Annotated in this window: 20 protein-coding genes and 2 pseudogenes; 10 read left to right on the forward strand and 12 right to left on the reverse strand. The window is 71.0% G+C overall.

Annotation, left to right across the window (positions count from 1 at the left end; all coding sequences use genetic code 11):
- The first annotated feature begins 93 nt into the window (after positions 1-93).
- Genes BKD26_RS01595 through BKD26_RS38880 form a run of 3 tightly spaced genes read left to right on the forward strand, consistent with a single transcriptional unit; the run spans position 94 to position 721 of the window.
- A complete protein-coding gene (locus BKD26_RS01595; RefSeq protein WP_084894896.1) occupies positions 94-234 on the forward strand; it encodes a type II toxin-antitoxin system RelE/ParE family toxin in 141 nt (46 codons plus the stop codon).
- A gap of 11 nt (positions 235-245) precedes the next feature.
- The gene (locus BKD26_RS01600; protein ID WP_084894897.1) at positions 246-575 is read left to right on the forward strand and encodes a helix-turn-helix domain-containing protein; all 330 of its coding nucleotides are present in this window, start codon (positions 246-248) and stop codon (positions 573-575) included.
- A complete protein-coding gene (locus BKD26_RS38880; RefSeq protein ID WP_206603673.1) occupies positions 572-721 on the forward strand; it encodes a hypothetical protein in 150 nt (49 codons plus the stop codon). Before BKD26_RS01600 ends, BKD26_RS38880 begins: the two co-directional genes overlap by 4 nt.
- 31 nt (positions 722-752) lie before the next feature.
- Here the strand turns inward: BKD26_RS38880 and BKD26_RS01605 are convergent, their stop codons facing one another.
- The 3 genes and pseudogenes from BKD26_RS01605 to BKD26_RS40995 all read right to left on the reverse strand — a co-directional run.
- Positions 753-1769, reverse strand: coding sequence for an aspartate-semialdehyde dehydrogenase (locus BKD26_RS01605; RefSeq protein ID WP_084894900.1), 1017 nt, complete (start codon positions 1767-1769; stop codon positions 753-755).
- Positions 1770-1946: 177 nt separating this feature from the next.
- Complete coding sequence (locus BKD26_RS01610) at positions 1947-5264, reverse strand: S8 family serine peptidase (RefSeq protein ID WP_107417735.1); 3318 nt, start codon at positions 5262-5264, stop codon at positions 1947-1949.
- A 196-nt stretch (positions 5265-5460) separates the two neighbouring features.
- Positions 5461-5739: pseudogene (locus tag BKD26_RS40995) on the reverse strand (CGNR zinc finger domain-containing protein); the annotation flags it as partial.
- Between BKD26_RS40995 and BKD26_RS41000 the strand changes: the two are divergent.
- The 3 genes and pseudogenes from BKD26_RS41000 to BKD26_RS01625 all read left to right on the forward strand — a co-directional run.
- Positions 5731-5907 (forward strand): annotated as a pseudogene (locus BKD26_RS41000) (pyridoxamine 5'-phosphate oxidase family protein); the annotation flags it as partial. The pseudogenes BKD26_RS40995 and BKD26_RS41000 overlap by 9 nt on opposite strands.
- A 199-nt stretch (positions 5908-6106) precedes the next feature.
- Entirely contained in the window at positions 6107-6562 is a 456-nt protein-coding gene (locus tag BKD26_RS01620) for an NUDIX hydrolase (RefSeq protein WP_084894906.1), read from the forward strand.
- Positions 6563-6650: 88 nt separating this feature from the next.
- Positions 6651-7793, forward strand: coding sequence for a serine hydrolase domain-containing protein (locus BKD26_RS01625; RefSeq protein WP_084894908.1), 1143 nt, complete (start codon positions 6651-6653; stop codon positions 7791-7793).
- Between the two features lie 19 nt (positions 7794-7812).
- Here the strand turns inward: BKD26_RS01625 and BKD26_RS01630 are convergent, their stop codons facing one another.
- Entirely contained in the window at positions 7813-8793 is a 981-nt protein-coding gene (locus BKD26_RS01630; RefSeq protein WP_084894910.1) for a hypothetical protein, read from the reverse strand.
- A gap of 330 nt (positions 8794-9123) precedes the next feature.
- Entirely contained in the window at positions 9124-11676 is a 2553-nt protein-coding gene (gene pepN / locus BKD26_RS01635) for an aminopeptidase N (protein ID WP_084894912.1), read from the reverse strand.
- 146 nt (positions 11677-11822) lie between these two features.
- Between pepN and BKD26_RS01640 the strand changes: the two genes are divergently transcribed.
- A complete protein-coding gene (locus BKD26_RS01640) occupies positions 11823-12458 on the forward strand; it encodes a DsbA family protein (RefSeq protein ID WP_084894914.1) in 636 nt (211 codons plus the stop codon).
- 128 nt (positions 12459-12586) lie between these two features.
- Here the strand turns inward: BKD26_RS01640 and BKD26_RS01645 are convergent, their stop codons facing one another.
- From BKD26_RS01645 to BKD26_RS01660, 4 genes are all read right to left on the reverse strand, one after another.
- A complete protein-coding gene (locus BKD26_RS01645; RefSeq protein WP_084894916.1) occupies positions 12587-13231 on the reverse strand; it encodes a superoxide dismutase in 645 nt (214 codons plus the stop codon).
- 78 nt (positions 13232-13309) lie between these two features.
- The gene (locus tag BKD26_RS01650) at positions 13310-14383 is read right to left on the reverse strand and encodes a glycerophosphodiester phosphodiesterase family protein (protein ID WP_084894918.1); all 1074 of its coding nucleotides are present in this window, start codon (positions 14381-14383) and stop codon (positions 13310-13312) included.
- Between the two features lie 146 nt (positions 14384-14529).
- Entirely contained in the window at positions 14530-15939 is a 1410-nt protein-coding gene (locus BKD26_RS01655) for an amino acid permease (RefSeq protein ID WP_084895327.1), read from the reverse strand.
- 162 nt (positions 15940-16101) lie between these two features.
- Entirely contained in the window at positions 16102-17487 is a 1386-nt protein-coding gene (locus tag BKD26_RS01660) for an amino acid permease (RefSeq protein WP_084894920.1), read from the reverse strand.
- A gap of 251 nt (positions 17488-17738) precedes the next feature.
- On the opposite strand from BKD26_RS01660, the gene BKD26_RS01665 reads away from it, so the two are divergent.
- Positions 17739-18323, forward strand: a complete 585-nt coding sequence (locus tag BKD26_RS01665) for a biotin transporter BioY (RefSeq protein ID WP_084894922.1) — start codon at positions 17739-17741, stop codon at positions 18321-18323.
- Here BKD26_RS01665 and BKD26_RS01670 read toward each other — a convergent pair.
- The gene (locus BKD26_RS01670; RefSeq protein WP_084894924.1) at positions 18304-19614 is read right to left on the reverse strand and encodes an FAD-binding oxidoreductase; all 1311 of its coding nucleotides are present in this window, start codon (positions 19612-19614) and stop codon (positions 18304-18306) included. The two genes, BKD26_RS01665 and BKD26_RS01670, sit on opposite strands and share 20 nt — an antisense overlap.
- Before the next feature lie 65 nt (positions 19615-19679).
- A complete protein-coding gene (locus BKD26_RS01675; protein ID WP_084894926.1) occupies positions 19680-21113 on the reverse strand; it encodes an amino acid permease in 1434 nt (477 codons plus the stop codon).
- 149 nt (positions 21114-21262) lie between these two features.
- Here BKD26_RS01675 and BKD26_RS01680 point away from each other — a divergent pair, with 149 nt between their 5' ends.
- Positions 21263-21751, forward strand: coding sequence for a ribose-5-phosphate isomerase (locus tag BKD26_RS01680; RefSeq protein ID WP_084894928.1), 489 nt, complete (start codon positions 21263-21265; stop codon positions 21749-21751).
- A gap of 408 nt (positions 21752-22159) precedes the next feature.
- Positions 22160-22969 (forward strand): DNA-formamidopyrimidine glycosylase family protein, encoded by an 810-nt coding sequence (locus tag BKD26_RS01685; RefSeq protein WP_084894930.1) that lies wholly within the window; start codon positions 22160-22162, stop codon positions 22967-22969.
- Here BKD26_RS01685 and BKD26_RS01690 read toward each other — a convergent pair.
- A complete protein-coding gene (locus BKD26_RS01690; protein WP_084894932.1) occupies positions 22957-24186 on the reverse strand; it encodes a GNAT family N-acetyltransferase in 1230 nt (409 codons plus the stop codon). The genes BKD26_RS01685 and BKD26_RS01690 overlap by 13 nt on opposite strands.
- Positions 24187-24290 lie beyond the last annotated feature (104 nt).

Genomic DNA, 24290 nt, shown 5'->3' on the forward strand with positions numbered 1-24290 from the left:
CGACTCCATGGCACGGGATTGTCAGGGACCTCTTCTGCGCTGCATCACCCGATCGGCTGGCCATTGAGCCCGATAGGACGCTCGGAAGTGCGGATGCTGTTCGTCTTCGACGCGGACCGAAAGGCGGTGATCTTGGTGGCAGGAGACAAGTCGGGCCAGTGGAATCACTGGTACCAGGCGAACATCCCGGTTGCCGAGAAGCGGTACGAGCAGTATGCGTCGAGAGAGGAATGAGGAGGCGCCAGGTGAAGGGGCGTTCGTGGCGCGAGGCGCGCGCCGAGGCCATGGAGCGCCAGCCGTGGCTCGGTACGCCCGAAGCCGAGGACCAGAGAGCCCGGGTGCGCGCCGAGAACACCGCACGCGTTCGAGGGCACGAACTCGCCGGGCTCCGCCGCTCAGCCGGTCTGACTCAGGCCGATGTCGCCGCGTCGCTGGGCGTCAGCCAGGCTCGTGTGTCCCAGATCGAGCACGGGCAGGTCGACAGCCTGGACGTGTTGCGCGCCTATGCGGCCGCACTCGGGGGCGAGGTGTCCGTGGTCGTCCGGCGGGGCGATGTCACGGTGAAGGTCGCATGACGGGCGACAGTGAGGGAACCTGCCCGTCCGAACTGGAACGGCAATACATGGAGGCTTTCGCCGAATGGGACGAGAGCGAGGACGCCCGCTTCTGGGACGCCACCGTGGCAGACGGCCTTGACGACGAGGAGGGGTGGACGTCGTAGACGCGTCCACCCCTCCTCGCGGCCAACCGGGTCAGCCCTTGAGCTCCGCCGCCACCAGCTCCGCGATCTGCACCGCGTTCAGCGCGGCGCCCTTGCGGAGGTTGTCGTTGGAGAGGAACAGCGCGAGGCCGTTCTCGACGGTCTCGTCGACCCGGATGCGGCCCACGAAGGACGCGTCCTTGCCGGCCGCCTGGAGCGGGGTGGGGATCTCGGAGAGCTCCACGCCCTCGGCGTCCTTCAGCAGCTCGTAGGCGCGCTCCACGCTGATCGGGCGCTCGAAGCGGGCGTTGACCTGGAGGGAGTGGCCGGAGAAGACCGGGACGCGCACGCACGTGCCGGACACCTTGAGGTCCGGGATCTCCAGGATCTTGCGGGACTCGTTGCGGAGCTTCTGCTCCTCGTCCGTCTCGAAGGAGCCGTCGTCCACGATCGCGCCGGCCAGCGGCAGCACGTTGAAGGCGATCGGGCGCTTGTAGACGCCCGGCTCCGGGTACGCCACGGCCTCACCGTCGTGGGTGAGCTCGGCGGCCTTCTCCGCGACGGCCTTGACCTGGCCGTCCAGCTCCGCGACGCCCGCCAGGCCCGAGCCGGAGACGGCCTGGTAGGTGGTGGCGACCAGGGCGGTCAGGCCCGCCTCCTGGTGGAGCGGCTTGAGCACCGGCATGGCGGCCATGGTGGTGCAGTTCGGGTTGGCGATGATCCCCTTGGGGCGGTCCTTGATCGCGTGGGGGTTCACCTCGGAGACCACCAGCGGCACCTCGGGGTCCCGGCGCCAGGCGGAGGAGTTGTCGATCACCACGGCACCCTGCGAGGCGACCTTCTCGGCGAGCGCCCGGGAGGTGGCGCCACCGGCCGAGAAGAGCACGATGTCCAGGCCGGTGTAGTCGGCCGTGGAGGCGTCCTCGACGGTCACCCCGTCCAGGACGGAGCCCGCCGAACGGGCGGAGGCGAACAGCCGCAGCTCGTCGACCGGAAAGTTGCGTTCGGCAAGGATCTTGCGCATGACCGTGCCGACCTGACCGGTGGCTCCGACGATTCCGACCTTCACGGGGACTCCTCCGTACGTGCTTACGGGCCTGGCGGCCTGGGTGCCGCACCCATGATGCGTATCACCTGGCCCGGCTTGTCCAATTCATTGTCCGGGACGTGAGAAGCAGCACGCACGGTGACGGAAAGGGCGGGCGCCCACGTCCGACGCCCGCCCTCACTCACCGTACGTACAGTGCTACGGAGTGACCTTGCCGATCACGACGCTGCCCGTGCCCGCGGCCGTGCCGCGCGCCGTCAGCAGCGACACCTCGCCGAAGAACTGCCGGCCCTCGGGGGCCGCGCCGTTCACCAGCACCTCGGCCGTGACCTGCGCGGACGCGCCGCTCGCCAGGGTGACGGGCTTGGACTCGTCGACCCTGAGCGTGCCGAGCGAGGACGAGAAGTACACGTCCTTGTAGTCGTACGTGGTCGTCCCGGCCGGCACCGCGTACCCGTCGACGACGATCGTGTACGTCCCCGGCGCGGGCTTCGCCACCGAGACCGACTCCTCGGAGTCACCGTCCGCGGCCTGCCCGACGACCTTGCCGTCCTTCAGGACGGTCAGGTCCAGGTCGGCGCCCTTGTCGGAGGTGTTGCCGATCACGACGTCGAGGCGCTCGACGCCCTCACCGACCACCACCGTGCTGGTCTGCGACTCGTGGTTCTTGATCGTCGGCGTGGCGACCTTCGCGGAGCCGAGCGAGCCGCCCTTCAGCTTCCCGTTGATCGCCGCGAAGGTGTTGGTGACCGTCCAGTCGACCGCGGCCGGCGTGCCGATCTTCGCCTCCGGGACCGTCCGCACGGCCGGGTCGAAGGCCGCGCCGAGCACCGACACGTCCAGCGTGTACGGGTTGTCCAGGTGCGGCGACGTACGGCGCGCCTCGACCTCGATCTCCCAGACGCCCGGCGTCGGGTCGGCGTACGAGCGCGCGTCGGGGCGGCAGGTGTTGGCCGGGTTGTAGTGCGGGTAGCAGACGTTCGACGCGGTGCTCTCGGACGGCACGCCGTACGGGTGGATGGAGATGAACCGGGTCTGGCTCTTCTCCTTCAGCCCGCCGATCGCGACCTCCAGCGCCTTGGCGCCCTCGGGCACGGTCACGAAGTACGACGTGTGGCTGTTGCGCTGCACGCTGCCGCTCGCCGAGAAGGTGTACGGCGCCTTCGCGAGGTCCTGCGAGACGACCACGGTGGCGAGGATCTGCTTGTCGACGCCCTCGGTGTCCTCGTCGTCCGCCTCCACGATCGCGCTGTGCACGCCCGCGGAGCCGGGCTTGGCCTGCACCTTGACGGTGACCGGCTTGTTCAGCGGCAGGTCCACCTCGTCGTCGCCGAGGATGCGGAAGGTGCCGTCGTTGTACTTCAGGTCCAGCTCGTGCTCGACCGGCCGGTCCGGGCCGGTCGTGCGCGTGATGGTGACGTCGTACACCTTCTTCTGGCCGGCTTTCAGGCCGCCCTCACGGTCGTAGATGCCCGTGCCGGGCTTCGTCAGGTGCTGGTCCAGCGCGGTGTCGACGGGGGCGGCGACCTTGTACTCGTGCGCGGTCGCGCCGTCCTCGATCGACTCCCAGGCGTCCACGACGTCGATGAGGCCGGAGCCCTGCTCGTGCGCGGCGACACCGGAGATGCGGTTCGCGGTGCTGGTCAGCGCGGTACGCAGGGTCAGCGGCGACAGCTCGGTCTTCCGCTGCTTGGCGGCCGAGATCAGCAGCGCGCTCGCGCCCGCCGCCTGCGGCGAGGACATCGAGGTGCCGTTGAGCATCCCGTACCCGGCGGGCAGCTTGTAGCTGGTCTCGGGCACCCCCGCACCCGCCATCCACAGCGGGATGGTGTTGACCGCCGAGCCGGGCGCGGAGATCGTCGGGGTGAAGCCGCCGTCCTCACGCGGGCCGCGCGAGGAGAAGGGGAACATGGCGTACTTCTTCTCGACGACCGAGTTGTAGTTGGCGGCCCAGGTCTCCTTGGAGATGGCCGCGCCGACCGAGACGACCTTGTCGGCCAGGCCGGGGTCGCCGATCGTGTTGATGCCGGGGCCGGAGTTGCCGGCGGAGATGACCAGCTGGACGCCGTAGGTGTCGATGAGCCGGCCGTACAGCTCGGCGCGCGCGTTGTCACCGGAGTTGAGCGCCGGCAGACCGCCGATGGACATGTTGATGATGTCCACGCCACGGTTGATGACGAGGTCCGCCATGCCCTCGGTCAGCGCGGTGTTGGTGCAGCCGCCCGACCAGGTGCACGCGCGCGAGGAGACGAGCTTGGCGCCGGGCGCCGCGCCGTTCATCTTCCCGCCGAACAGCCCGTTGGCGGCGGTGATGCCGGCGACGTGCGAGCCGTGGTCGGAGTTGACGACGCCGATGTTGACGTAGTCGGCCTTGTCGCCGTTCGCGTTGTAGACGACGTCCTTGCGGATCTCGACCACGAACGGGATGCGCTCGACGACCTCGGTCGCCGGGTTGTCCGTACCGAAGTGGCCGATCTGGAAGCCGTCCTTGTACGGCTTCATCGCCACGTCGTCGGTGAAGTCGGCGTTGTCGTTCAGGTCGACCCGGACGGTACCGGCGGCCGCGTCGTACAGCACGCCCCACGCGTCGGTGGTGTCACCGTCCCGGTTGAGGTCGCCGGCCATGTCGCCGCCGCGCGTGACGGCTTCGGCGAACCGGCTGTAGGCGTGCTTGCCGGCCGGAGCGGTGAAGGTGCGCCCGTCGGCGGTGAACGTGGGCCCCTCCACGGCCACGTTCATCCGGCGCCAGGTGCCGTCTCCGTCCGTGACGGGGTGGGTGGCGGTGACCCAGTCGGTGATCTTGCGCTCACCGGTGGTGGTCTTCTGGAGCGCCGGGTGGTCGAGGTCGACTCCGGAGTCCAGGATGCCGATGGTCACGCCCCGGCCGTCGGCCTTGGGGTACTTCTTCACGAAGTCGACCGCGCCCGTCTCGAAGGACGGGTTGTACGGGTTCCTCGCGGGCGTCTTGGCGTTCGGACCCGGATACGTGGTGGCCGTACCGGCCGTGGCTCCCTCCCGTGCGGCGGACGTGCCCGCGTCGGGTGACGGGTCCTCCAGCTTGATCTCGTACTGCAGGTCGATGCCCTGGACGGACGGCAGCTTCGCGGCCTGGTCGAGCGCGGACCCGGCCTTCGCGGTGGGCAGGGTGGCGCGGACGTAGCCGAGCTTGTCGTACGTGGTGCCGACCGTGGCACCCGTGACGTCGCCCAACTGCTCGGCGACCTGCTCGGTCCGGCCGGGCGCGGTGGCCACCATGACGGTGACGGTCTTCTGGCCCGTGGCCTCCGCCTCGGCCAGCCGCTCGGAGTCGGCCGAGCCCAGCTTGTCCGCGGTGGGGGACGAGGGGGCGGGCTTGGGGGGTGCGGGGTTCGCCGGGTCGTCGGCGGCGAGGGCGGGGGCGGTGCCGGCCGCGACGAGGGCGGCCACCAGGCCTGCGGCGGCGGCCACGCGGGCCGCGCGTCTGTGCCCGGGGGTCGAGCTCCCTGGTATGGAGCCCTGGGGTTCGGGGGTGGTCATCAGCATCCCTGTTGGTGAAAGAGACAGTCCGGAATTCGGTGCCGGATGACCGCTCACCCTTTCGTAAGTGACCGGGCTTTGTGGAGGGTTGCCGAAGGCCTGGATGCGGTCATGGCGTACATCCGCCACTGCGGGATGTACGCCATGAGGAACGAAGCGGGCTCAATGCCCCATATGTAGTTGAGTGTTCAGCTTTTCAGGCCTCTTTGGTGCGTGCGTAGTGGCGGGACGCCTTCGCGCGGTTGCCGCACACCGCCATGGAGCACCAGCGGCGCGTGCCGTTGCGCGAGGTGTCGAAGAAGTGCAGGACGCACGCCTCGTGGGCGCAGGCCCGGATCCGGTCGGGCGCGGTGCGCAGCAGGTGCAGGTAGTCGCGGGCGGCCACCCAGGCCGGGCCCCGGGCCGGGTCGGCGAACTCCGGTTCCTCGCCCGGGCCTTCCGGGGTGAGCGTGGCGCGGATGCGGCCGTGGTCGACACCTTCTTCATCGCCACGGTCGCCCCGGGGCACGGCGCCGACGCCAGCCACCGGGGCGGCAACCCCGGCTTCGTGACGGTCGCCTCGCCCACCGAACTGAGCTGGCGCGACTACGCCGGCAACGCGATGTTCCTCACCCTCGGCAGCCTGGAGGCCGACGCCCGCGCCGGACTGCTCTTCCTCGACTGGAGCACCGGCACCACCCTCCAGCTCACCGGAACCGCCCGCACTCCGTACGACGGCCGGGGCCGCACCGTCCGGTTCACCGTCGGCCGCGTCGTGGAGAGCGAGGGAGCGAGCCCCCTTGCGCTGGTCCGCGCCCGAATACTCACCGGCGAACCCGGACCTGCCCGTCTAACCTCGGCGCATGAACGAGAGGTTGAGAGTCGCGGCCTACGCCGTGTGCGTACGGGACGACCACATCCTGCTGGCCCGGGGCACCGCCGACGACGGCACCAAGGAGTGGACCCTGCCCGGCGGCGGCATGGACCACGGGGAGGACCCCCTCGACACCGTCGTACGGGAAGTGGAGGAAGAGACCGGCTACCGCGCCCAAATGACCGCCCTCCTCGGCGTCGACTCCATACGGCGCCGCTACACCCGCCGGCTCGGCGGCGTCACCGACTTCCACGCTCTGCGGATCCTCTACGAAGGCCGGATCACCGGCGGGGAGCTGCGCCCCGAGGTCGGCGGCTCCACCGACCTGGCCGCCTGGCACCCGCTGGACGCCGTACCCTCCCTCGTACGCGTCGGAGTCGTCGACACCGGGCTGCGGCTGTGGCGTGAGCGGCCCGCCGCCGGGCGCCTCACGCGCAACGGCTGAAACCCGCTCAACGGAACCCGGCCGGGCAACGCGCCACGCACCGCCGGAGTCCTGCCCCGTGACCACACGTCGCGCGGAGGGATCCGACATGTCCGTACGCAAGGCACTGCCCGCGGCGGTGGTGGCCGCAGCACTCGCCGCCACCGCCTTCACCGCACCCGCCACGGCCGGGGAACGGACCGGGGACCGTCACCGGGCCACCCAGACGGCCATCGACGACCTCGTCCGGGCGGGCGTGCCAGGCGTGCTCGCCCAGGCCCAGGACCGCGACGGCACCTGGAACGGCACCGCGGGCGTCGCCGACCGCACCACCGGCCGCCCGCGCCTGCCGCAGGACCGCTACCGCATCGGCTCCATCACCAAGCCGTTCGTCGCGACCGTCCTGCTGCAACTCCAGGCCGAAGGCCGCCTCGACCTCGACGACACCGTCGAGCGGTGGCTGCCGGGCGTCGTGCGCGGCCATGGCCACGACGGCCGGAGCATCACGCTGCGCCAGGTGCTCAACCACACCAGCGGGGTCTACGACATCACCTCGGACCCCGGCTTCCGGGAGAAGGTCTTCGGCCCCGACTTCCTCCAGCACCGCTACGACACCTGGACACCGCGCCAGATGGTGGCCATCGCGATGACACACCGGCCCGACTTCGCCCCGGGCACCGACTGGAACTACTCCAACACCAACTACCTCCTCGCCGGAATGGTGATCGAGAAGGTCACGGGCCGGCCGTACGGGAAGGAGGTCGAACGCCGCATCCTCCGGCCCCTGAAGCTGCGCGCCACCAGCGTCCCGGGCACGGACGTGACGATGCCGAAGCCGAGCGGCCGGGCGTACTCGCGGCTCTTCGCCGGTCCGGACGCCGAGATCCACGACGTCACCGAGATGAGCCCGACCGTCGCCGGATCGGCCGGCGAGATGATCTCCAACTCGGCGGACCTGCAGCGGTTCGTCCGCGCGCTCATGACGGGCAAGCTGCTGCCGCCCCGGGAGATGAAGGAGATGACCGCGACGGTCCCAATCGGGGAAGAGGTGCCGAACACCCGCTACGGCCTGGGCGTCATGGTGGAGAAACTGAGCTGCGGCAAGGAGGTGTGGGGGCACAGCGGGGGCATCCACGGCTCCGGTTCGGGCATGGTGGCCACCCGGGACGGGCAGCACTCGCTGGCGTTGAACGTCAACGGTGACTGGGCCGGCGACACCCAGCAGGTCGTCGAGGCCGAGTTCTGCGGCTGACCTGCCCGGCCTGCCCCGTCTACCGCGGGAGGACGACGACATAGGCGGCCGGGGCGCGGTCCCCGGCCGCCATCAGCGCCGTACGCACCACGACCGCCTGCTGCTCCAGGGCGTCGCGGAGCTTGCGGGGCGTGATGTGGACGACGGTGATCCCGAGCCGCTCCATGTGCTCCCGCTTGGCGGTGTACTCCGTCCACAGCGTGTCGTCGTCCTGGCGCGGCGCGCGGGTGTCGAGCTCGACGGCGACGGCGTGGTCGGGCCAGTACGCGTCCACGCCACCCAGGTGCGGACCGCCCGGCAGCCGGAGGTCGACGTTCCACAGCGGCTCGGGCAGGCCCTGGGTGCGCACCATCTCGTACAGCCGGTCCTCGGCCAGTGCCCGCCCCTCGGCGAGCAGCGAGTCCACGGCGTCCACGACGTGCGGCCGCGTCAGCAGCCGGAGCCGGTTCAACTCCCGTACCACCACCGCCGGTTCGCAGTGCCCGCCGCGCACGGCCTCGGTCAGCAGCCGGCGTACGGTGGGGGCGTCACCGATCTGCGCGACGGCGTCCGCCAGCGCACGGGCCACCGGGGCGACCGGCAGGCCGGTCACCTCCACCGGCCTCGGCATCTCGTGCGTACGCACGATCCGTACGCACCCGGTGGAGCGCAGCCGCCGGGTGCGCGGCACCAGGACGTCGATGCGGTCCAGCGACAGCAGCGGCGGAGCGGCCGCGAAGCGGTACAGCGCGAGCGCGGCCGGCCCGGTGATCATCGCTTCGGACGGCTGCCGGTCGGCGTACAGCAGGGCCGCGTGCAGCCGCTCCTCGCTGGTGGGCGGGCCGGGGTGCAGCAGGTACACCCCCGGCAGGAACTGCTGCCAGGGCCCACCGGCCCGGCACTGCGCGCCGACCTCGGCGGCGGACACACCGTGCGCCCGCAACTGCGCGGCGGACAGTACCCGGCGCCGGTCGTCGGCCAGGTGGGACAAGGGGCGGGGGGAGAGCGGGGTGTTCGTCATGCCCCGGGGTTTCCCGCCAACCGGCCCGCCGCTAACCGCTGTTACACGTCCGTCGACAATCCGGGACAACCCCGTCCTAAAGTACGGACGTTCGACTGCCGATCAGGGGCTCCGATCATGCCCCCGACCTGGTGCGGCGCCCTCTACTCGGACAGCCGCCCGCCCATGGAACGGCCGCGCGAATCCCCATCCGGCGCCCGGCCCGCGCGGTGCTTGGCGCACACGTCCCTGACCGGCGCGGCGCCCGGCCCGTCAACCCGCGCCCGGCGCCGGGCTTCGCGGGTGGCGGTGCGCCCCGCGACGGGCGGCCCCGCCCGGCCCCCGGGTCCGTCAGGGCGCCGACGCGTCGCACGCCTGGGCGCGCAGGGCGCGGGCCAGGTCGTCGCGGGACTCCAGGACCAGGCGGCGCAGGGCGGGCGCGGCCGACTCGTGGGCGGCGAGCCAGGCGTCGGTGGCCTCCAGCGTGGCGGGGTCGTCCTGGAGGGACGGGAACAGGCCTCGCACCACGTCCATGCCGATCTGGATGGACCGCTCGGTCCACACCCGCTCGATCGCCGCGAAGTACTTCGGCGCGTACGGAGCGATCAGCGCCCGCTGCGACGGCTGGCCGAAGCCCGCGATCGTCGCCTCCACCAGCGCGTTCGACAGGGCGTCCGACTCGACGACCTGCGCCCACGCCTGTGCCTTGACCGCCTCCGACGGGCGGGCCGCCAGGCAGCGCACCTGGTGGCGCTTGCCCGACGCCGTGTCGTCGCGCGCCAGCTCCGCCGCGATCGCCGCCTCGTCGGCCCGGCCGTGCGCGGCCAGCGGCTCCAGGAACGACCAGCGCAGCTCCTGGTCCACGTCCAGACCGTCGATCTTCTCCGTGCCGTCCAGCAGCCCCTCCAGCAGCCGGAAGTCCGCGTCGCTCGTGGCCGTCGCCGCGAAGAACCGTGCCCACGTCAGCTGGTGCTCACTGCCCGGCTCCGCCGCCCGCAGCTCCCGCAGCGCGCCCTCGGCCAGCAGCCGGCCACCCTCCTCGCGCCACGCCGGCGCCGCGTAGTGCACCAGCGCGGACCGCGCCCAGGCGTGCAGCATCTGGAGCACACCGATGTCCGACTCGCGCCCCGCGAACGCCAGCACCAGACCCACGAAGTCCCGCGCCGGCATCAGCGCGTCCCGCGTCAGGTTCCACAGCGCCGACCAGCACAGCGCCCGCGCGAGCGGGTCCCTCAGGTCGCCCAGGTGCGCCCGCAGTGTGGCCAGCGAGTCCTCGTCGAAGCGGACCTTGCAGTACGTGAGGTCGTCGTCGTTGACCAGCACCAGCGCCGGGCGTTCCTGGCCCGCCAGTTCCGCCACCACCGTCCGCGCACCGGTGACGTCCACCTCCGCGCGGGCGTACCGCACCAGCTCCCCGTCGTCCGACAGCCGGTACAGCCCCACCGCCGCCCGGTGCGGACGCGGCTCCCCGCCCTCCTGCTCCACGACCAGCTCCGCGACACGGCCGCCGTCCGCGTCGTACGTGACCACCGGCGTCAGGGCGTTGACCCCCGACGTCTCCAGCCACGACCGGGACCACGCCTTCATGTCCCGCCCGGACGTCTCCTCCAGCACCGACAGCAGGTCGCCCAGGCGCGTGTTCCCGTACGCGTGCCGCTTGAAGTACCGGCGGGCGCCCTCCAGGAACGCCTCCCGCCCCGCGTACGCCACCAGCTGCTTGAGCACGGCCGCGCCCTTGGCGTATGTGATCCCGTCGAAGTTCAGCTTGGCGTCCTCCAGGTCACGGATGTCGGCCGTGATCGGATGGGTGGAGGGCAGCTGGTCCGCACGGTACGCCCACGCCTTGCGGTTGTTGGCGAAGGTCACCCAGCTGTTGGTGAAGCGGGTCGCCTCGGCCAGCGAGAAGGAGCCCATGAAGTCCGCGAAGGACTCCTTCAGCCACAGGTCGTCCCACCACTTCATGGTGACCAGGTCGCCGAACCACATGTGCGCCATCTCGTGCAGGATGACGTTCGCCCGGCGCTCGTACGCCGCCTGCGTCACCTTGCCCCGGTAGATGTACTCCTCGCGGAAGGTCACCATCCCCGGGTTCTCCATGGCGCCCAGGTTGTACTCCGGCACGAACGCCTGGTCGTACTTCCCGAAGGGGTACGGGTAGTCGAAGTTGTCGTGGAAGAAGTCGAAGCCCTGCTTGGTGACGAGGAAGACGTCGTCCGCGTCGAAGTGCTTCGCCAGGCTCTTGCGGCACATCGCGCCCAGTGGGATCTCCAGCTCACCGCGCCGGTAGGTGTCCCTCACACAGTGGTACGGACCGGCCACGACACACGTGATGTACGTCGAGATCGGCGCCGTCCCGGCGAACCGCCACACTCCGCCCTCGCGCGACTCCTCCGCCCCGTTGCTCCACACCGTCCAGCCCTCGGGGGCCGTCACCTCGAAGCGGTACGGCGCCTTCAGGTCGGGCTGCTCGAAGTTGGCGAACACGCGCCGCGCGTCGGCCGGCTCGTACTGCGTGTAGAGGTAGACCTCGCCGTCCTCCGGGTCGACGAACCGGTGCATCCCCTCACCGGTGCGGCTGTAGGCGCACTGGGCGTCCACCACCAGCACGTTCTCGTCCGCGAGGCCGTCCAGCGCGATCCGGGAGCCGTCGAAGACGGCCGCCGGGTCCAGCTCCCGCCCGTTGAGCGTGACCGCGTTCACCGATGGGGCGATCAGGTCCACGAAGGTGGCGGAACCGGGCGCGACACAGCGGAACCGGATCGTCGTCACCGAACGGAACGTACGCCGCTCGGACTCGCTCTCCCCTACGGCGGACCGCAGATCGAGCGCGACCTCGTACCCGTCGACGGACAGCAGGTCGGCCCGCTCACGGGCCTCGTCGCGGGACAGATTCTCACCGGGCACGGGCGGCACTCCTTCGTGGCTCGTTGTGACAGGAGCGATCCTCCCACGCGCCACTGACAGGCGGCACAAGGGAATGTCCGTGCACCCCCGGGTGTTGTGCCGGGGACGATCAGGCACGACCACCAGCACAGACCACGAGGAGTGACATGTCCGAGAGCAGGACCACCGCCGACTTCTGGTTCGACCCCCTGTGTCCGTGGGCGTGGATGACCTCCCGCTGGATGCTGGAGGTGGAGAAGGTCCGCCCGGTCGACGTGCGCTGGCACGTGATGAGCCTCGCCGTCCTCAACGAGGACAAGCTGGACCAGGTCCCGGAGGAGTACCGGGAGATGCTGGAGACCCAGGCGTGGGGCCCGGTCCGGGTCGTCATCGCCGCCCAGCAGCTGCACGGCGACGAGGTCGTCGGCAAGCTCTACACCGCGCTCGGCACCCGCTTCCACAACAAGGGCGAGGGCCCCACCCACACGGCGATCCGCGAGGCGCTGGAGGACGTCGGCCTGCCGGTCTCCCTCGCCGAGTACGCCGGCAAGGACACGTACGACGCCGAGCTGCGCGCCTCCCACAACGAGGGCATCACCAAGGTCGGCCAGGAGGTCGGCACCCCGGTCATCGCGGTGCCCGGCCCGGACGGCGAGCAGATCGCCTTCTTCGGCCCGGTCGTCACCCCCGCCCCCAAGGGCGAGGAGGCGGCCAAGCTGTGGGACGGCACGCTGATGGTGGCGTCGATCCCCGGCTTCTACGAGATCAAGCGCACCCGCACCCAGGGCCCCGATTTCAGCTGACCCCGATACGCATCGCAACCAGGGAAGGCCCCCTGCGAGTCACGTCCTCGCAGGGGGCCTTCCTTCATCCGCCTGCCCGGTGAAGGTTGAGAAGACGATCACGAGCAGGTCGTCTCAGCGCGCCCGGCTCAGGGCGCGATCAGCGGCGTGCGGTCCTTGGCCTGGGCGTAACGCTTGGCCACGTCCTGCCAGTTGACGACCTCCCACATCGCCTCGATGAAGTCCACCTTCTGGTTCTTGTACTGGAGGTAGAAGGCGTGCTCCCAGGCGTCGAAGACCAGGATCGGCACCGAGCCCTGACCGACGTTGCCCTGGTGGTCGTAGACCTGCTCGACGATGAGGCGGCCGCTGACCGGCTCGTACGCCAGGACGCCCCAGCCCGAGCCCTGGGTGGTCGCGGCGGCCTTGGACAGCTGCGTCTTGAACTTGGCGAAGGAGCCGAAGGACGCGGCGATCGCGTCCGCGAGCTCGCCCACGCCGTCCGCCGCCAGCGGCTCGCCACCGCCGCCGTTCTTCTTGCCGGTCATGTTGTGCCAGTAGATGGAGTGCAGGATGTGGCCGGAGAGGTGGAACGCGAGGTTCTTCTCCAGGCCGTTGATCGAGCCCCACTGCTCCTTGTCGCGCGCCTCTTCCAGCTGCTCCAGGGTGTCGTTGGCGCCCTTGACGTAGGCGGCGTGGTGCTTGTCGTGGTGCAGCTCGATGATCTGCGGGTTGATGACCGGCTCGAGCTCCGCGTAGTCGTACGGAAGTTCAGGAAGTGTGTAGATCGCCATGTCCGAGCCCTCCGACTGCTGCTGCTTATTGCGAACTATATGCAACTGCAGGCTAACAGCATCAAGCCCGCGAGTTGATCAGCCCTTCGTCCTAGGACGCGAGTCCCTGGCGATCACCGCCAGGTCCGGGAAGTCGGTCACCACCGCGTCCACCCCGAGCGTGAAGTGGCGGGCGTACTCGGCGAAGGCGTCCCCGAAGGCGTTGGGGTCGGTGCCGCGCCGCAGCTCCGCCGGGAGGTACTGGTTCTCGGCGCGGAAGGTGTACGCGCCGACCTTCAGCCCCGCCGCGTGGGCGTCAGCGAGGAGGCCTGGCGGCGGCACCAGGGACGACTTGTCGGGGCCGATCCACTGCGCGTACCCGGCGATCGCGCGCAGCCCCGCCGGGGTCATCATGTCCCGGTACGTCAGGGGATGCCCGTACGGGCCGCCACTGGTGCCGAGGGCCTGCCAGAGCGGGACGCGCAGCCGCTCCTCGGCGAGCCGCAGCAGGCTGGAGGGCTCGAAGGACTGGATCACGCACTCGCGCGGGCCGAGCCGGTTGCGGCGGACGAGAGCCGCGAGGACCGGCTCCAGGGGCAGGCCCAGGGAGCGGAAGTACGACGGGTGCTTGGTCTCGGGGAAGACGGCGACGGTCCGGCCGTGGCGCCGGGACAGCAGGCGGGCGAGATCGACGACCTCCTGGAAGGTCAGCACCGGCTGGCGCCCGTCGAAGACGGTGTTCCTGTTCCGTACGAGGGGGAGGCGTTCGACCGCCCGCAGGGTCTTCAGCTCCGCGAGTGTGAAGTCCTCGGTGAACCAGCCGGTGACGGTCCGCCCGTCGACGATCTTCGTGGCGCGGCGCCCGGCGAACTCGGGGTGCCGGGCGACGTCCGTGGTGCCCGAGATCTCGTTCTCGTGGCGCACCACGAGGTGGTGGTCCCTGGTGGGGACGAGGTCCGGCTCGATCCAGTCGGCGCCGGTCTCGACGGCGAACGTGTAGGAGGCGGCGGTGTGTTCGGGGCGCCAGCCGGCCGCGCCCCGGTGGCCGATCACCACCGGCCCGGGGGCGACGGCCGCCGCATGGGCGGGAGTGGCGGATACGGACGTGGTGGCGGATACGGAAGTGCCGGCGGCGGTCGCGCCCGCCGCGAGGAGTACCGAGCGACGTCTCATGGGCCCGGACGGTAAGGGCACGACAGGGCGCGCCCAGGCCACTTCACCCGCTGTGCGGGCGGTTTTCACCCCCCGTACCGCACCGGACCACACAAACGGAAGGAGCCCCGGCGCACGACGCGCCGGGGCTCCCGCCACAAGACGGATCAGGCGGACCACCCCGCCACCAGCTTCTGCCGGACGAACCCGACGGCGGCCAGGAACAGCGTCAGACCGCCCGTGTAGTACAGCTGCTCACGGGTGCCCGCGTCGCGCGCCATCAGGACGAACACCGCCGCCATACCGGCCAGCGCCACCCACGTCAGGTACGGGTACAGCCACATCTTCACGACCAGCTTCTCGGGTGCCTCGCGCTCCAGCCGGCGGCGCAGCAGCAGCTGTGAGACGGCGATGAAGAACCACACCACCAGGATGATCGCGCCGATCATGTTGAGCAGCCAGGCGAACAGGTCGTCGGGCCGCCAGTAGCTGAGCAGCACGCACACGAAGCCGAACACGGACGACGCCAGCACCGCGATGCGGGGCACCCCGCCGGAGACCTGCCCGAGCAGCTTCGGGCCCATGCCGCGCGCCACCAGGGAGCAGGCCATGCGCGAGGCGCCGTAGATGTTGGCGTTCATCGCCGAGAGCAGGGCGACCAGCACGACGACGTTCATGATCTGGCCGGCGGCCGGGATGCCCAGGAAGTCCAGCGTGGCGACGTACGGGCCCTTGTCGGCGACCGACTCGTGCGTCCAGGGCAGCAGGGTGACGACGACGGCCATCGAACCGACGTAGAAGATCGCGATCCGCCACATCGCCGTACGGACGGCCTTGGCGACGCCCTGGACCGGGTGCTCGGACTCGGCGGCGGCGATAGTGACCGTCTCCAGACCGCCGTACGCGAAGACGGAGGCGAGCAGGCCGACGATCAGTCCCTCGGTGCCGTTGGGCATGAAGCCGCCGTGGCCGGTGAGGTGGGTGGCGCCGGGGGAGTCGGTGCCGGGCAGCACGCCCGCGATGGCCAGCACGCCGATGCCCAGGAAGAGCACGATCGCGCCGACCTTGAGGGCGGCGAACCAGAACTCGAACTCACCGAAGTTCTTCACGGCCGCGAGGTTCGTGCCGCAGAACAGCGTCATGAACAGGGCCACCCACGCCCACTCCGGGGTGCCGGGGAACCAGCTCACCATGATCTGCGCGGCGCCCATGCCCTCCAGGCCGACCGCCACGCACAGCAGGAACCAGAAGGACCAGCCGGCCGTGAAGCCCGCCCACGGGCCGATGGCCCGCTCGGAGTGCACCGAGAACGAGCCGGAGGCCGGGTTGGCGGCCGACATCTCGCCCAGCATGCGCATCACCAGCATGACGAGGGCGCCGGAGATCGCGTACGCGAGGATGATCGACGGACCGGCGGCCGCGATGGCCTGGCCGGAGCCGACGAACAGCCCGGCGCCGATGACGCCGCCGAGGGCGATCATCGACAGATGGCGTTGCTTGAGGCCGTGCGAGAGCGGCGCGTCGACCGGCGCCGGCTCGACCGGTGTCGAGTCGGCGGGCGCGGAGGTCCGAGACATGGGCATGCCCTGTTCAGTAGCTGAGACGGGGTGCGGGTGCGTGTGCGACCCGACGAGTCCGGGCGCGGCCCACAGTCTGGGCGGGCACACCGCTCACAGGGAACATCCGCCCGCTATACGGACACGGTGCTCACACAATGTGAAGGGTCACCTACACAATCATCACGCGGGTCGGGTACGCAACTCCCGCACCCACGCCACCACCAGTACCGCCCCGGTCGCCGCCGCCGACCACAGCACCTGCGGCCGCGACCCGTCGTCCAGCAGCATCAGCACCAGCACCGCCGCCATGGCCGCCAGCGCCGCCCACGTCAGCCACGGGAAGCCCCACATCCTCAAGCTCAGCTTCTCCGGCGCCTCGCGCTCGATACGCCGCCGGAGCCGCAGCTGCGACACCGCGATCAGGCCCCAGACGAACAGCAGGACGGCCCCGACCGCGTTCAGCAGGTACAGGAACACCGAGTCCGGCCACTTCAGGTTGAGCAGTACGGAGACGAAGCCGAACGCCACCGACGCCAGCACCGCCCTGCGCGGCACCCCACCGCCCGACACCGCCAGCAGTCCCTTCGGCGCCTCGCCGCGCTCCGCGAGCGAGAACACCATCCGGGACGCGCCGTACAGATTGGCGTTGAGCGCCGACAGCAGCGCCACGAACACGACCACGTTCATGATCTGCCCGGCGGCCGGCACCCCGATCGCGTCCAGCACCGCGACGTACGGGCTCTGCCCCGGCTCCATCGACGTCCACGGCAGCAGCGTCACGACGACCAGCATCGAACCGACGTAGAAGAAGAGGATCCGCCACACCGCGCTGCGCACCGCCCGCGCCACATTGCGCGCCGGGTCCTCCGACTCGGCGGCGGCGATCGTCACGACCTCCAGCCCGCCGAACGCGAACACCACCGCGAGCACCCCGGAGACGACCCCGTCCCAGCCGTTCGGCAGGAAACCACCCTGCCCGGTGAGGTTCGCGAGCCCCACCGGCTGCGTGTCCGGCAGCCATCCGACGACCGCCAGCACACCCAGGGCCAGGAACAGCACGATCGCGCCGACCTTCAGCGCCGCGAACCAGAACTCGAACTCACCGAAGTTCTTCACCGCCGCCAGGTTGGCGGCCGTGAACACCACCATGAAGACCAGCACCCAGGTCCACTGCGGAACCGCCGGCGCCCAGCCGTTGGCGATCCGTGCCGCGCCCGTCGCCTCCACCGCCAGCACGACCACCAGCAGGAACCAGTACAGCCAGCCGACCGAGAACCCTGCCCACCGCCCCAGCGCCCGCTCCGCGTGCACCGAGAAGGCGCCCGACGCGGGCATCGCCGCCGACATCTCCCCGAGCATCCGCATGATCAGCATCGCGAGCGCGCCCGCGATCAGATACGACAGGACGATCCCCGGCCCGGCGACCGCGATCCCGGCGCCCGAGCCGACGAACAGCCCGGCGCCGATCACCCCGCCCAGGCCGAGCATCGTCAGGTGCCGCTGCTTCAGCCCGTGCGACAGGGGCTCGGGCGCCGGGGCGAGCGGCGTGGGCGGGGCGTCGTGCATGGCGCTCGTACTCTCAGGTATTTGGAAGGACCCCACAGTCTCTCCGTAGACCGGCCCCCGGCGCAAAAGGGACCCTCCACTCGACCTCCCCAGTGACGAGCGTCACGCCGACCGAGGCATATCCCCGCCTCTTTGTGCGAACCCCACCAACGCTCCGTCAGCCGCTTTGTGGTCGGCGGACGGTGATCGGTCGTTCACTCGTGGGCTACGGTCAGCAGGTCCCGACTGCCCTCACCCTCGCCGGAGTCCCGATGAGCACCGCCGCCGCCCCCGCCCGTACCGGAGTGGTCCTGGCCGACCTCCTGCCATCCAGCCGTGTGCGCGACATCGCGCTCGTGGCCGGCGGCGCCGCGCTCACCGGCATCGCCGCCCAGATCGCCGTGCCGGTCCCCGGCTCGCCGGTCCCGGTCTCCGGACAGACCTTCGCCGCCCTGCTCGTCGGCACCGCCCTCGGCGCCCGCCTCGGCTTCCTCTCCCTCGCGCTGTACGCGGTGGCGGGCATGGCCGGCGTGCCGTGGTTCGCCCAGGCGACGTCCGGGTACGCGATGCCGTCCTTCGGCTACATCCTCGGCATGCTGCTCGCCGCCACCGTCGTCGGCGCCCTCGCGCGGCGCGGCGCCGACCGCTCCGTCCCGCGCATGGCGGGCACCATGGCGCTCGGCTCCCTCATCATCTACGCGGTCGGCGTGCCCTACCTCGCCCTGGCGACCGGCATGACGCTGTCGCAGGCGGTGACGGCCGGCCTGGTGCCGTTCCTGATCGGCGACGCGTTGAAGGCGGCCCTCGCGATGGGCCTGCTGCCCACGGCGTGGAAGGTCATCGGCCGCAAGGGCTGACGTAGTTCCTGCTGAAGAGGTTCGCCGGGTCGTACTGCTCCTTGACCCGCGCGAGCCTCTTCTGCGTCTCCGGGTCGTAGAGCCCCGCCCTGTCCCCGCCGCCGAAGCAGAAGTTGAGCGACCGGCCGAGCGTCACCGGCGCGAGCGCCGCGAACACCTCCCCGTACAACGCCCGTACGGCAGGCAGATCCGTGCCGTCCAGCCCCGACAGCACCTGCACCAGGAACCGCGCGTCGCGGTGCGGCACGGCATGGGGGTGGTCCTTGGCCAGCGCCCCGCCCAGGTGCCTGACCTGCGTCACCGTCCACACCGGGGACTCCGGCCCCGTCAGCGCCAGCAGCCGCCGGGCATCCGCGACGGACAGCTCACGCGCCATCACGTTGTCCCCGTAGTACGCGTGCGGCTGCTCAGGGTCGCTGTGGACCGTCGCCGACTCGGTGTACGGCATCTCCCGCAGTGTGTCCTGCACGGAGGGGCCGATGGCCCGCAGCGGCTCCACCAGCCGCTCGCCCTCCGCCGCGCTCCCGCTGTACGCCACGCGGATGGACGCGGTGTACCGGCCCCGCAGCCGCGCGGGCACGAACGGGACGTCGGGGAAGACCATCACGCTCAGGCCCGAGGTCAGCGTGTCCGGCACGGTCCGCGTCCATTCCAGATACGTCCGCACCACCTCGTCGACCAGCCCGCCCTCGAACATCAGCGACCCGCCGTACAGCCGGGCCACCGGCACCAGGCCCACCTCCATCGCGGTGACGACGCCGAGCGCGTGCCCGCCGCCGAGCAGCGCCCCGTACAGCTCGGGCTCCGTCTCCGCCGTGACGTGGCGCAGCTCCCCGTCGGCCGTCACCACGTCCAGGGCGCGCACATGGTCGGCGGCGTACCCGAACTCCCGCGAGAGGACGCCCAGCCCGCCGCCCAGCGTGTACGAGACGGCGCCCACGCCCGGCGCGGACCCGCTCAGGGGCGCCAGCCCGTACGGCGCGGCCGCCTCGACGACCCGCCCCCAGCGGACGCCCGCCTCGATCCGGGCGGTGCGCGCCTCCGCGTCGACCCGTACGCCGTCCATGCGGCGCGTGGAGACCAGGACGCCGCCCTCCGCCGCCCCGGGCAGCCCGTGCCCGGTGGCCTGGACGCCGACCGGCAGGCCGCGCTCGGCGGCGTACGCGACGGCCCGGCGTACGTCGCTGGCGCCCGCCGCCGCGACGACCAGGTCCGGCCGCAGCGCGAAACCGGTCTGGAACCCGGCGAGTTCGGTGGCGTACCCGGTGTCGCCGGAACGGTACGTGATCATGGAAAAGGCCCTCCGTTCACTCGGTGGTGTACGGAGAGCCTTTCGCCTATACCTGACAGGAACCGTCAGCTATTCAGCCGCGCCTTGCGCATCCGTTCCCGTGCGACACCGATACTCACGACGACGGCCGCGACCGCGATCGAAGCCAGCGCGACCTCGCGGTTGTCCTTGTCGTAGACCATGTAGGCCAGCACGAAGGTGATCACCGCGGCGGTCACCCACGTCAGGTACGGGAAGAGCCACATCCTCACCGTCACCTTCTCGGGCGCCTCGCGCAGCAGGATCCCGCGCATCCGCAGCTGGGTGAAGCAGATCACCAGCCAGACGAACAGGGCGACCGCGCCGGAGGAGCTCAGCAGGAATTCGAAGACCGTGTCCTTGAACGCGTAGTTGAAGTAGACGGCGATGAAGCCGAAGGCCACCGACGCCCAGATGGCCGCCGTCGGCACGCCCTTGGCATTGGCCTTGGCGAACGCCTTCGGCGCGTCTCCACGCTCACCCAGCGAGAACGCCATACGGGAAGCCGTGTACAGGCCCGAGTTCAGGCAGGACAGCACGGCCGTCAGGACGATCACGTTCATGATCTGGCCGGCGTGCGGGATGCCGATGGAGTCCAGGGCCGCCACGTACGAGCCCTTCTTGACGATCGACTCGTCGTTCCAGGGCAGGAGGGTGAGGACGACGAAGATCGAGCCCAGGTAGAAGACGGCGATGCGCCAGATCACGCTGTTGGTGGCCTTGGTGACCGCGCGGCGCGGGTCCTCCGACTCACCGGCGGCCAGCGTGACGATCTCGCTGCCCATGAAGGAGAAGACGACCATCAGTACGCCGGTGAGGATGGCGCCGGCACCGTTCGGGAAGAAGCCGCCGGTGTCGGTGAGGTGGGCGAAGCCCGCGCCGGGGTTGTCGGAGCCGGGCAGGAAGCCGAACACCGCCAGCAGGCCGACGACCACGAACGCGCCGATGGCGACGACCTTGATGCCCGCGAACCAGAACTCGAACTCGCCGTAGGAGGAGACGGAGACCAGGTTCGTCGCCGTCAGCACCACCATGACGATCAGCGCCCAGGCCCACTGCGGCACGGCCGGGATCCAGCTCTCCAGGATCACCGCACCCGCGGTCGCCTCGACCGCCAGCACCACCACCCAGAAGAACCAGTACAGCCAGCCGATCGAGAAGCCCGCCCAGCGGCCGAGCGCGCGGTCGGCGTACGCGGAGAACGAGCCCGAGTTGGGGCTCGCGGCCGCCATCTCGCCGAGCATCCGCATCACGAACACGACCAGCGCGCCGACGAGGGCGTACGAGATGAGGATGGCCGGGCCGGCCTTGGCGATGCCGCCGGAGGACCCGACGAACAGACCGGCGCCGATCACTCCACCGATGGCGATCATGGAAAGGTGGCGGTTCTTGAGCCCCGACTTGAGACCGTCGGGGGCCTGCGAAGTACCGGGTTCTCCGGTCGCTCCGCCTTCCTTCGGCAGGGTCGACTGCGTCGTCATGGACGATTCCTTACGTCTGTGCGGCACTCGGGTTACGAGCCCGTGCATGCAAACACGAGACCCGGACGTGCCGAAAGACCCGATTCCGGATCGTGATACGCGGGCCCCGCTGACAGCTGCCCCGTGCCGTGCGTGCCACACTCGGACCCATGCGCGTGTACCTCGGCTCCGACCATGCCGGCTTCGAACTCAAGAACCACCTCGTCGAGTGGCTCAAGGCCCACGGCCACGAGCCCGTCGACTGCGGCCCCCACATCTACGACGCCCAGGACGACTACCCGCCGTTCTGCCTCCGCGCGGCCGAGAAGACCGCCGCGGACCCGGACAGCCTGGGCATCGTGATCGGCGGCTCCGGCAACGGCGAGCAGATCGCCGCGAACAAGGTGAAGGGCGTGCGGGCGGCGCTGGCCTGGAGCGAGCAGACCGCCGCGCTCGGCCGCGAGCACAACAACGCGAACGTCGTCGCCATCGGCGGCCGGATGCACTCCGTGGAGGAGTCCACGAAGTTCGTGGAGACCTTCCTCAACACCCCGTACTCGGGTGAGGAGCGTCACACCCGCCGCATCGAGATGCTCTCGGCGTACGAGACCACCGGCGAGCTCCCCCCGATCCCGCCCCACCACCCCCAGCAGCCCTGACCGCCTAGGCGCGCCCCCGTTGCGGACGTCCACCCCGCCGGCGCCCCGTTGTGGGCCTCCGCCCCGCTTCCGTTGTGGGCGGTCGCTCCGCGGGGCGGGCCCCTGCCCTTCCCGGTTGTGGGCGGTCGTCCCGCCGGGGGCTCGCTGTCCCTTCCCGGTTGTGGCGGTCGCCCCGTGGGGGCTCGCTGTCCCTTCCCCGTTGTGGGCAGTCGTTCCGCTGGGGGTCCCCCCAGGACGAAGTCCTAGGGGGAGGAGCGGGTGGGCACAACGGAACGGGGCGGTGCCCTTGCTCGGTGCCCGAAGGGGCGGTGCCCGAAGGGGCGGTGCCCTTCTCGGGGGCGCCCCCGGCGCGGCCGTCTGCCGGATGCAGGCCGGTTCGTCGACGAACACTGTAGGAGAAGCGACGCCATGCCCGAAGGGCATACGATCCACCGCCTCGCCGAGGAGCACCTCGCCCGCTTCGGCGGCCACGCCGTCCGCGTGACCAGCCCCCAGGGCAAGTTCTCCGACAGCGCCGCACTCCTCGACGGCCAGGTCCTCCACACCGTCGACGCGCACGGCAAGCACCTGTTCCTCGGGTTCGCGGACAGCGGCTGGGTGCACATCCACCTCGGGCTCTTCGGCAAGCTCGGCTTCGGTACGACCCCCGCGCCGCCGCCCACGGAGACCGTACGCCTGCGGCTGGTCAACCACGCGCACTACGCCGACCTCCGCGGGCCCACCACCTGCGCCCTGATCACCGATCCGGAGAAGCGGGCGATACACGAGCGGCTGGGGCCCGACCCGCTGCGAAACGGCGACGACCCCGACAGGGCGTGGCGGCGGGTCTCCAGGAGCCGCACCACCATCGCCGCCCTGCTCATGGACCAGAAGGTCATCGCGGGCGTCGGCAACGTCTACCGTGCCGAGGTCCTCTTCCGGCACGGCATCGACCCCTACCGCGCGGGCAAGGACCTCACCCGGGCGCAGTGGGACGCCATCTGGGCCGACCTCGTCGCGCTGATGCGCGAGGGCGTGCGCAACAACCGCATCGACACCGTCCGCCCCGAGCACACCCCCGAGGCCATGGGCCGCCCGCCGCGGGTGGACGACCACGGCGGCGAGGTGTACGTCTACCGCCGGGCCCACCTGCCCTGCCACATCTGTGGCGGCGAGATCCGCACCGCCGGTCTCGCCGCCCGCAACCTCTTCTGGTGCCCCGCCTGTCAGAAGCCGTGAGGCAGCCAGGGCGCCACCGGTGAGCCGAAGGCCAGGGAGGCCTCGGCCAGGGCACCCTGGCGCACCTCCCGCACCAGACCCGCACCGGCCAGCGACGCCAGTGACACCCCGCCCAGGTACGCCGCGCCCAGCTCCCGTACCGACAAGGAGAGGTCCGCCGGGTCCTCCGTACGCGCGCACGTCGCGCCCTTGGTGTCGCCCGACAGCCGCCAACGCCCCGTGTTCCACGGGCAGAAGGCGTCGTCCACCGCCAACACCACGTCCACCGGCGCCTGGTACGTGCGAGCTTCCAGCGCCGCGGGCAGGTCCACGAGGCGTACGTGCAGCCCGTCCTGCACGCGCAGGTTGCAGCGCCGGACGTCGGAGACCAGGTGCTGCCAGGGGTCGTCCACCGGACGGTTGTGAACCTGGAGCGTCGACATCAGGTCGATCCCGAACAGGAACCGCCACACCGCCGCGTACGCCGCCGGGTCCAGCGCCCCCATGTGCCGCAGCCGCACCGTGCCCTTCGGGCCCGCCGCCTCCCACTCCGGCTTGGTGCTGTACAGCGCGAAACCCACGGTCTCGCCGTCCCGCTCGGCCAGCACGCACTGGAGCGGCGACCCGCCGCCCCGCTCCTCCGGAGGGTCCAGCAGCGGCAGCCGCTCCCAGCCCGGCCGGCGGGCCAGCATCCCCGGCCGGCCGGGGACCAGCCGCGCGTACACCGCCTCGCACGCGGCGCTCGCCTCCGCGGGCGCCACGAGCCGCAGCGCTACGTCATCCGTCCCCTCCGGTACGGACAGCCGCACCCGGGACGTATCGATCTCCGCGCGCAGCTGCCTGGTGGCGATGCCGTAACCGAACCGCCCGTAAATGGCCGGTTCCGACGCCGTCAGCACGGCCAGCGGCTCACCCCACGCGAATACGTCGTCGAGCTGGCGCCGCATCATCGACGTGAGGATCCCGCGCCGCCGGTGCGTCGACGCCACGCTCACCATCGTCACGCCCGCCGCCGGCACCACAGCGCCGCCCGGCACGGACAGCCGGAACGAGAACGCCCCGGCCGTACCGACGCACACGTCCCCGTCCCAGACGCCGATCGAGCGCTCACGCTCGGTGAGGGCGTCCCACAGCTCCCGCTCCTGCGGGGCCTCCGCCACGCCGCCGAAAGCCAGCTCCAACTGCCCGTACCAGTGGTCCCATTCGGCCGACCGGAGCACCCGTAAGTCTGTCGTCATATGCCATGCGTATCAGGCACGAGCCACCGCGGCGACCCAATTCCGAACGCAATGTCACAGGGGTCCCCCTGCACGGGGCCCCACCGGGTGGATAGGGTCCAGGC

This window comes from Streptomyces sp. CB03238 (genome assembly GCF_002099185.1).
GTDB lineage: Bacteria > Actinomycetota > Actinomycetes > Streptomycetales > Streptomycetaceae > Streptomyces.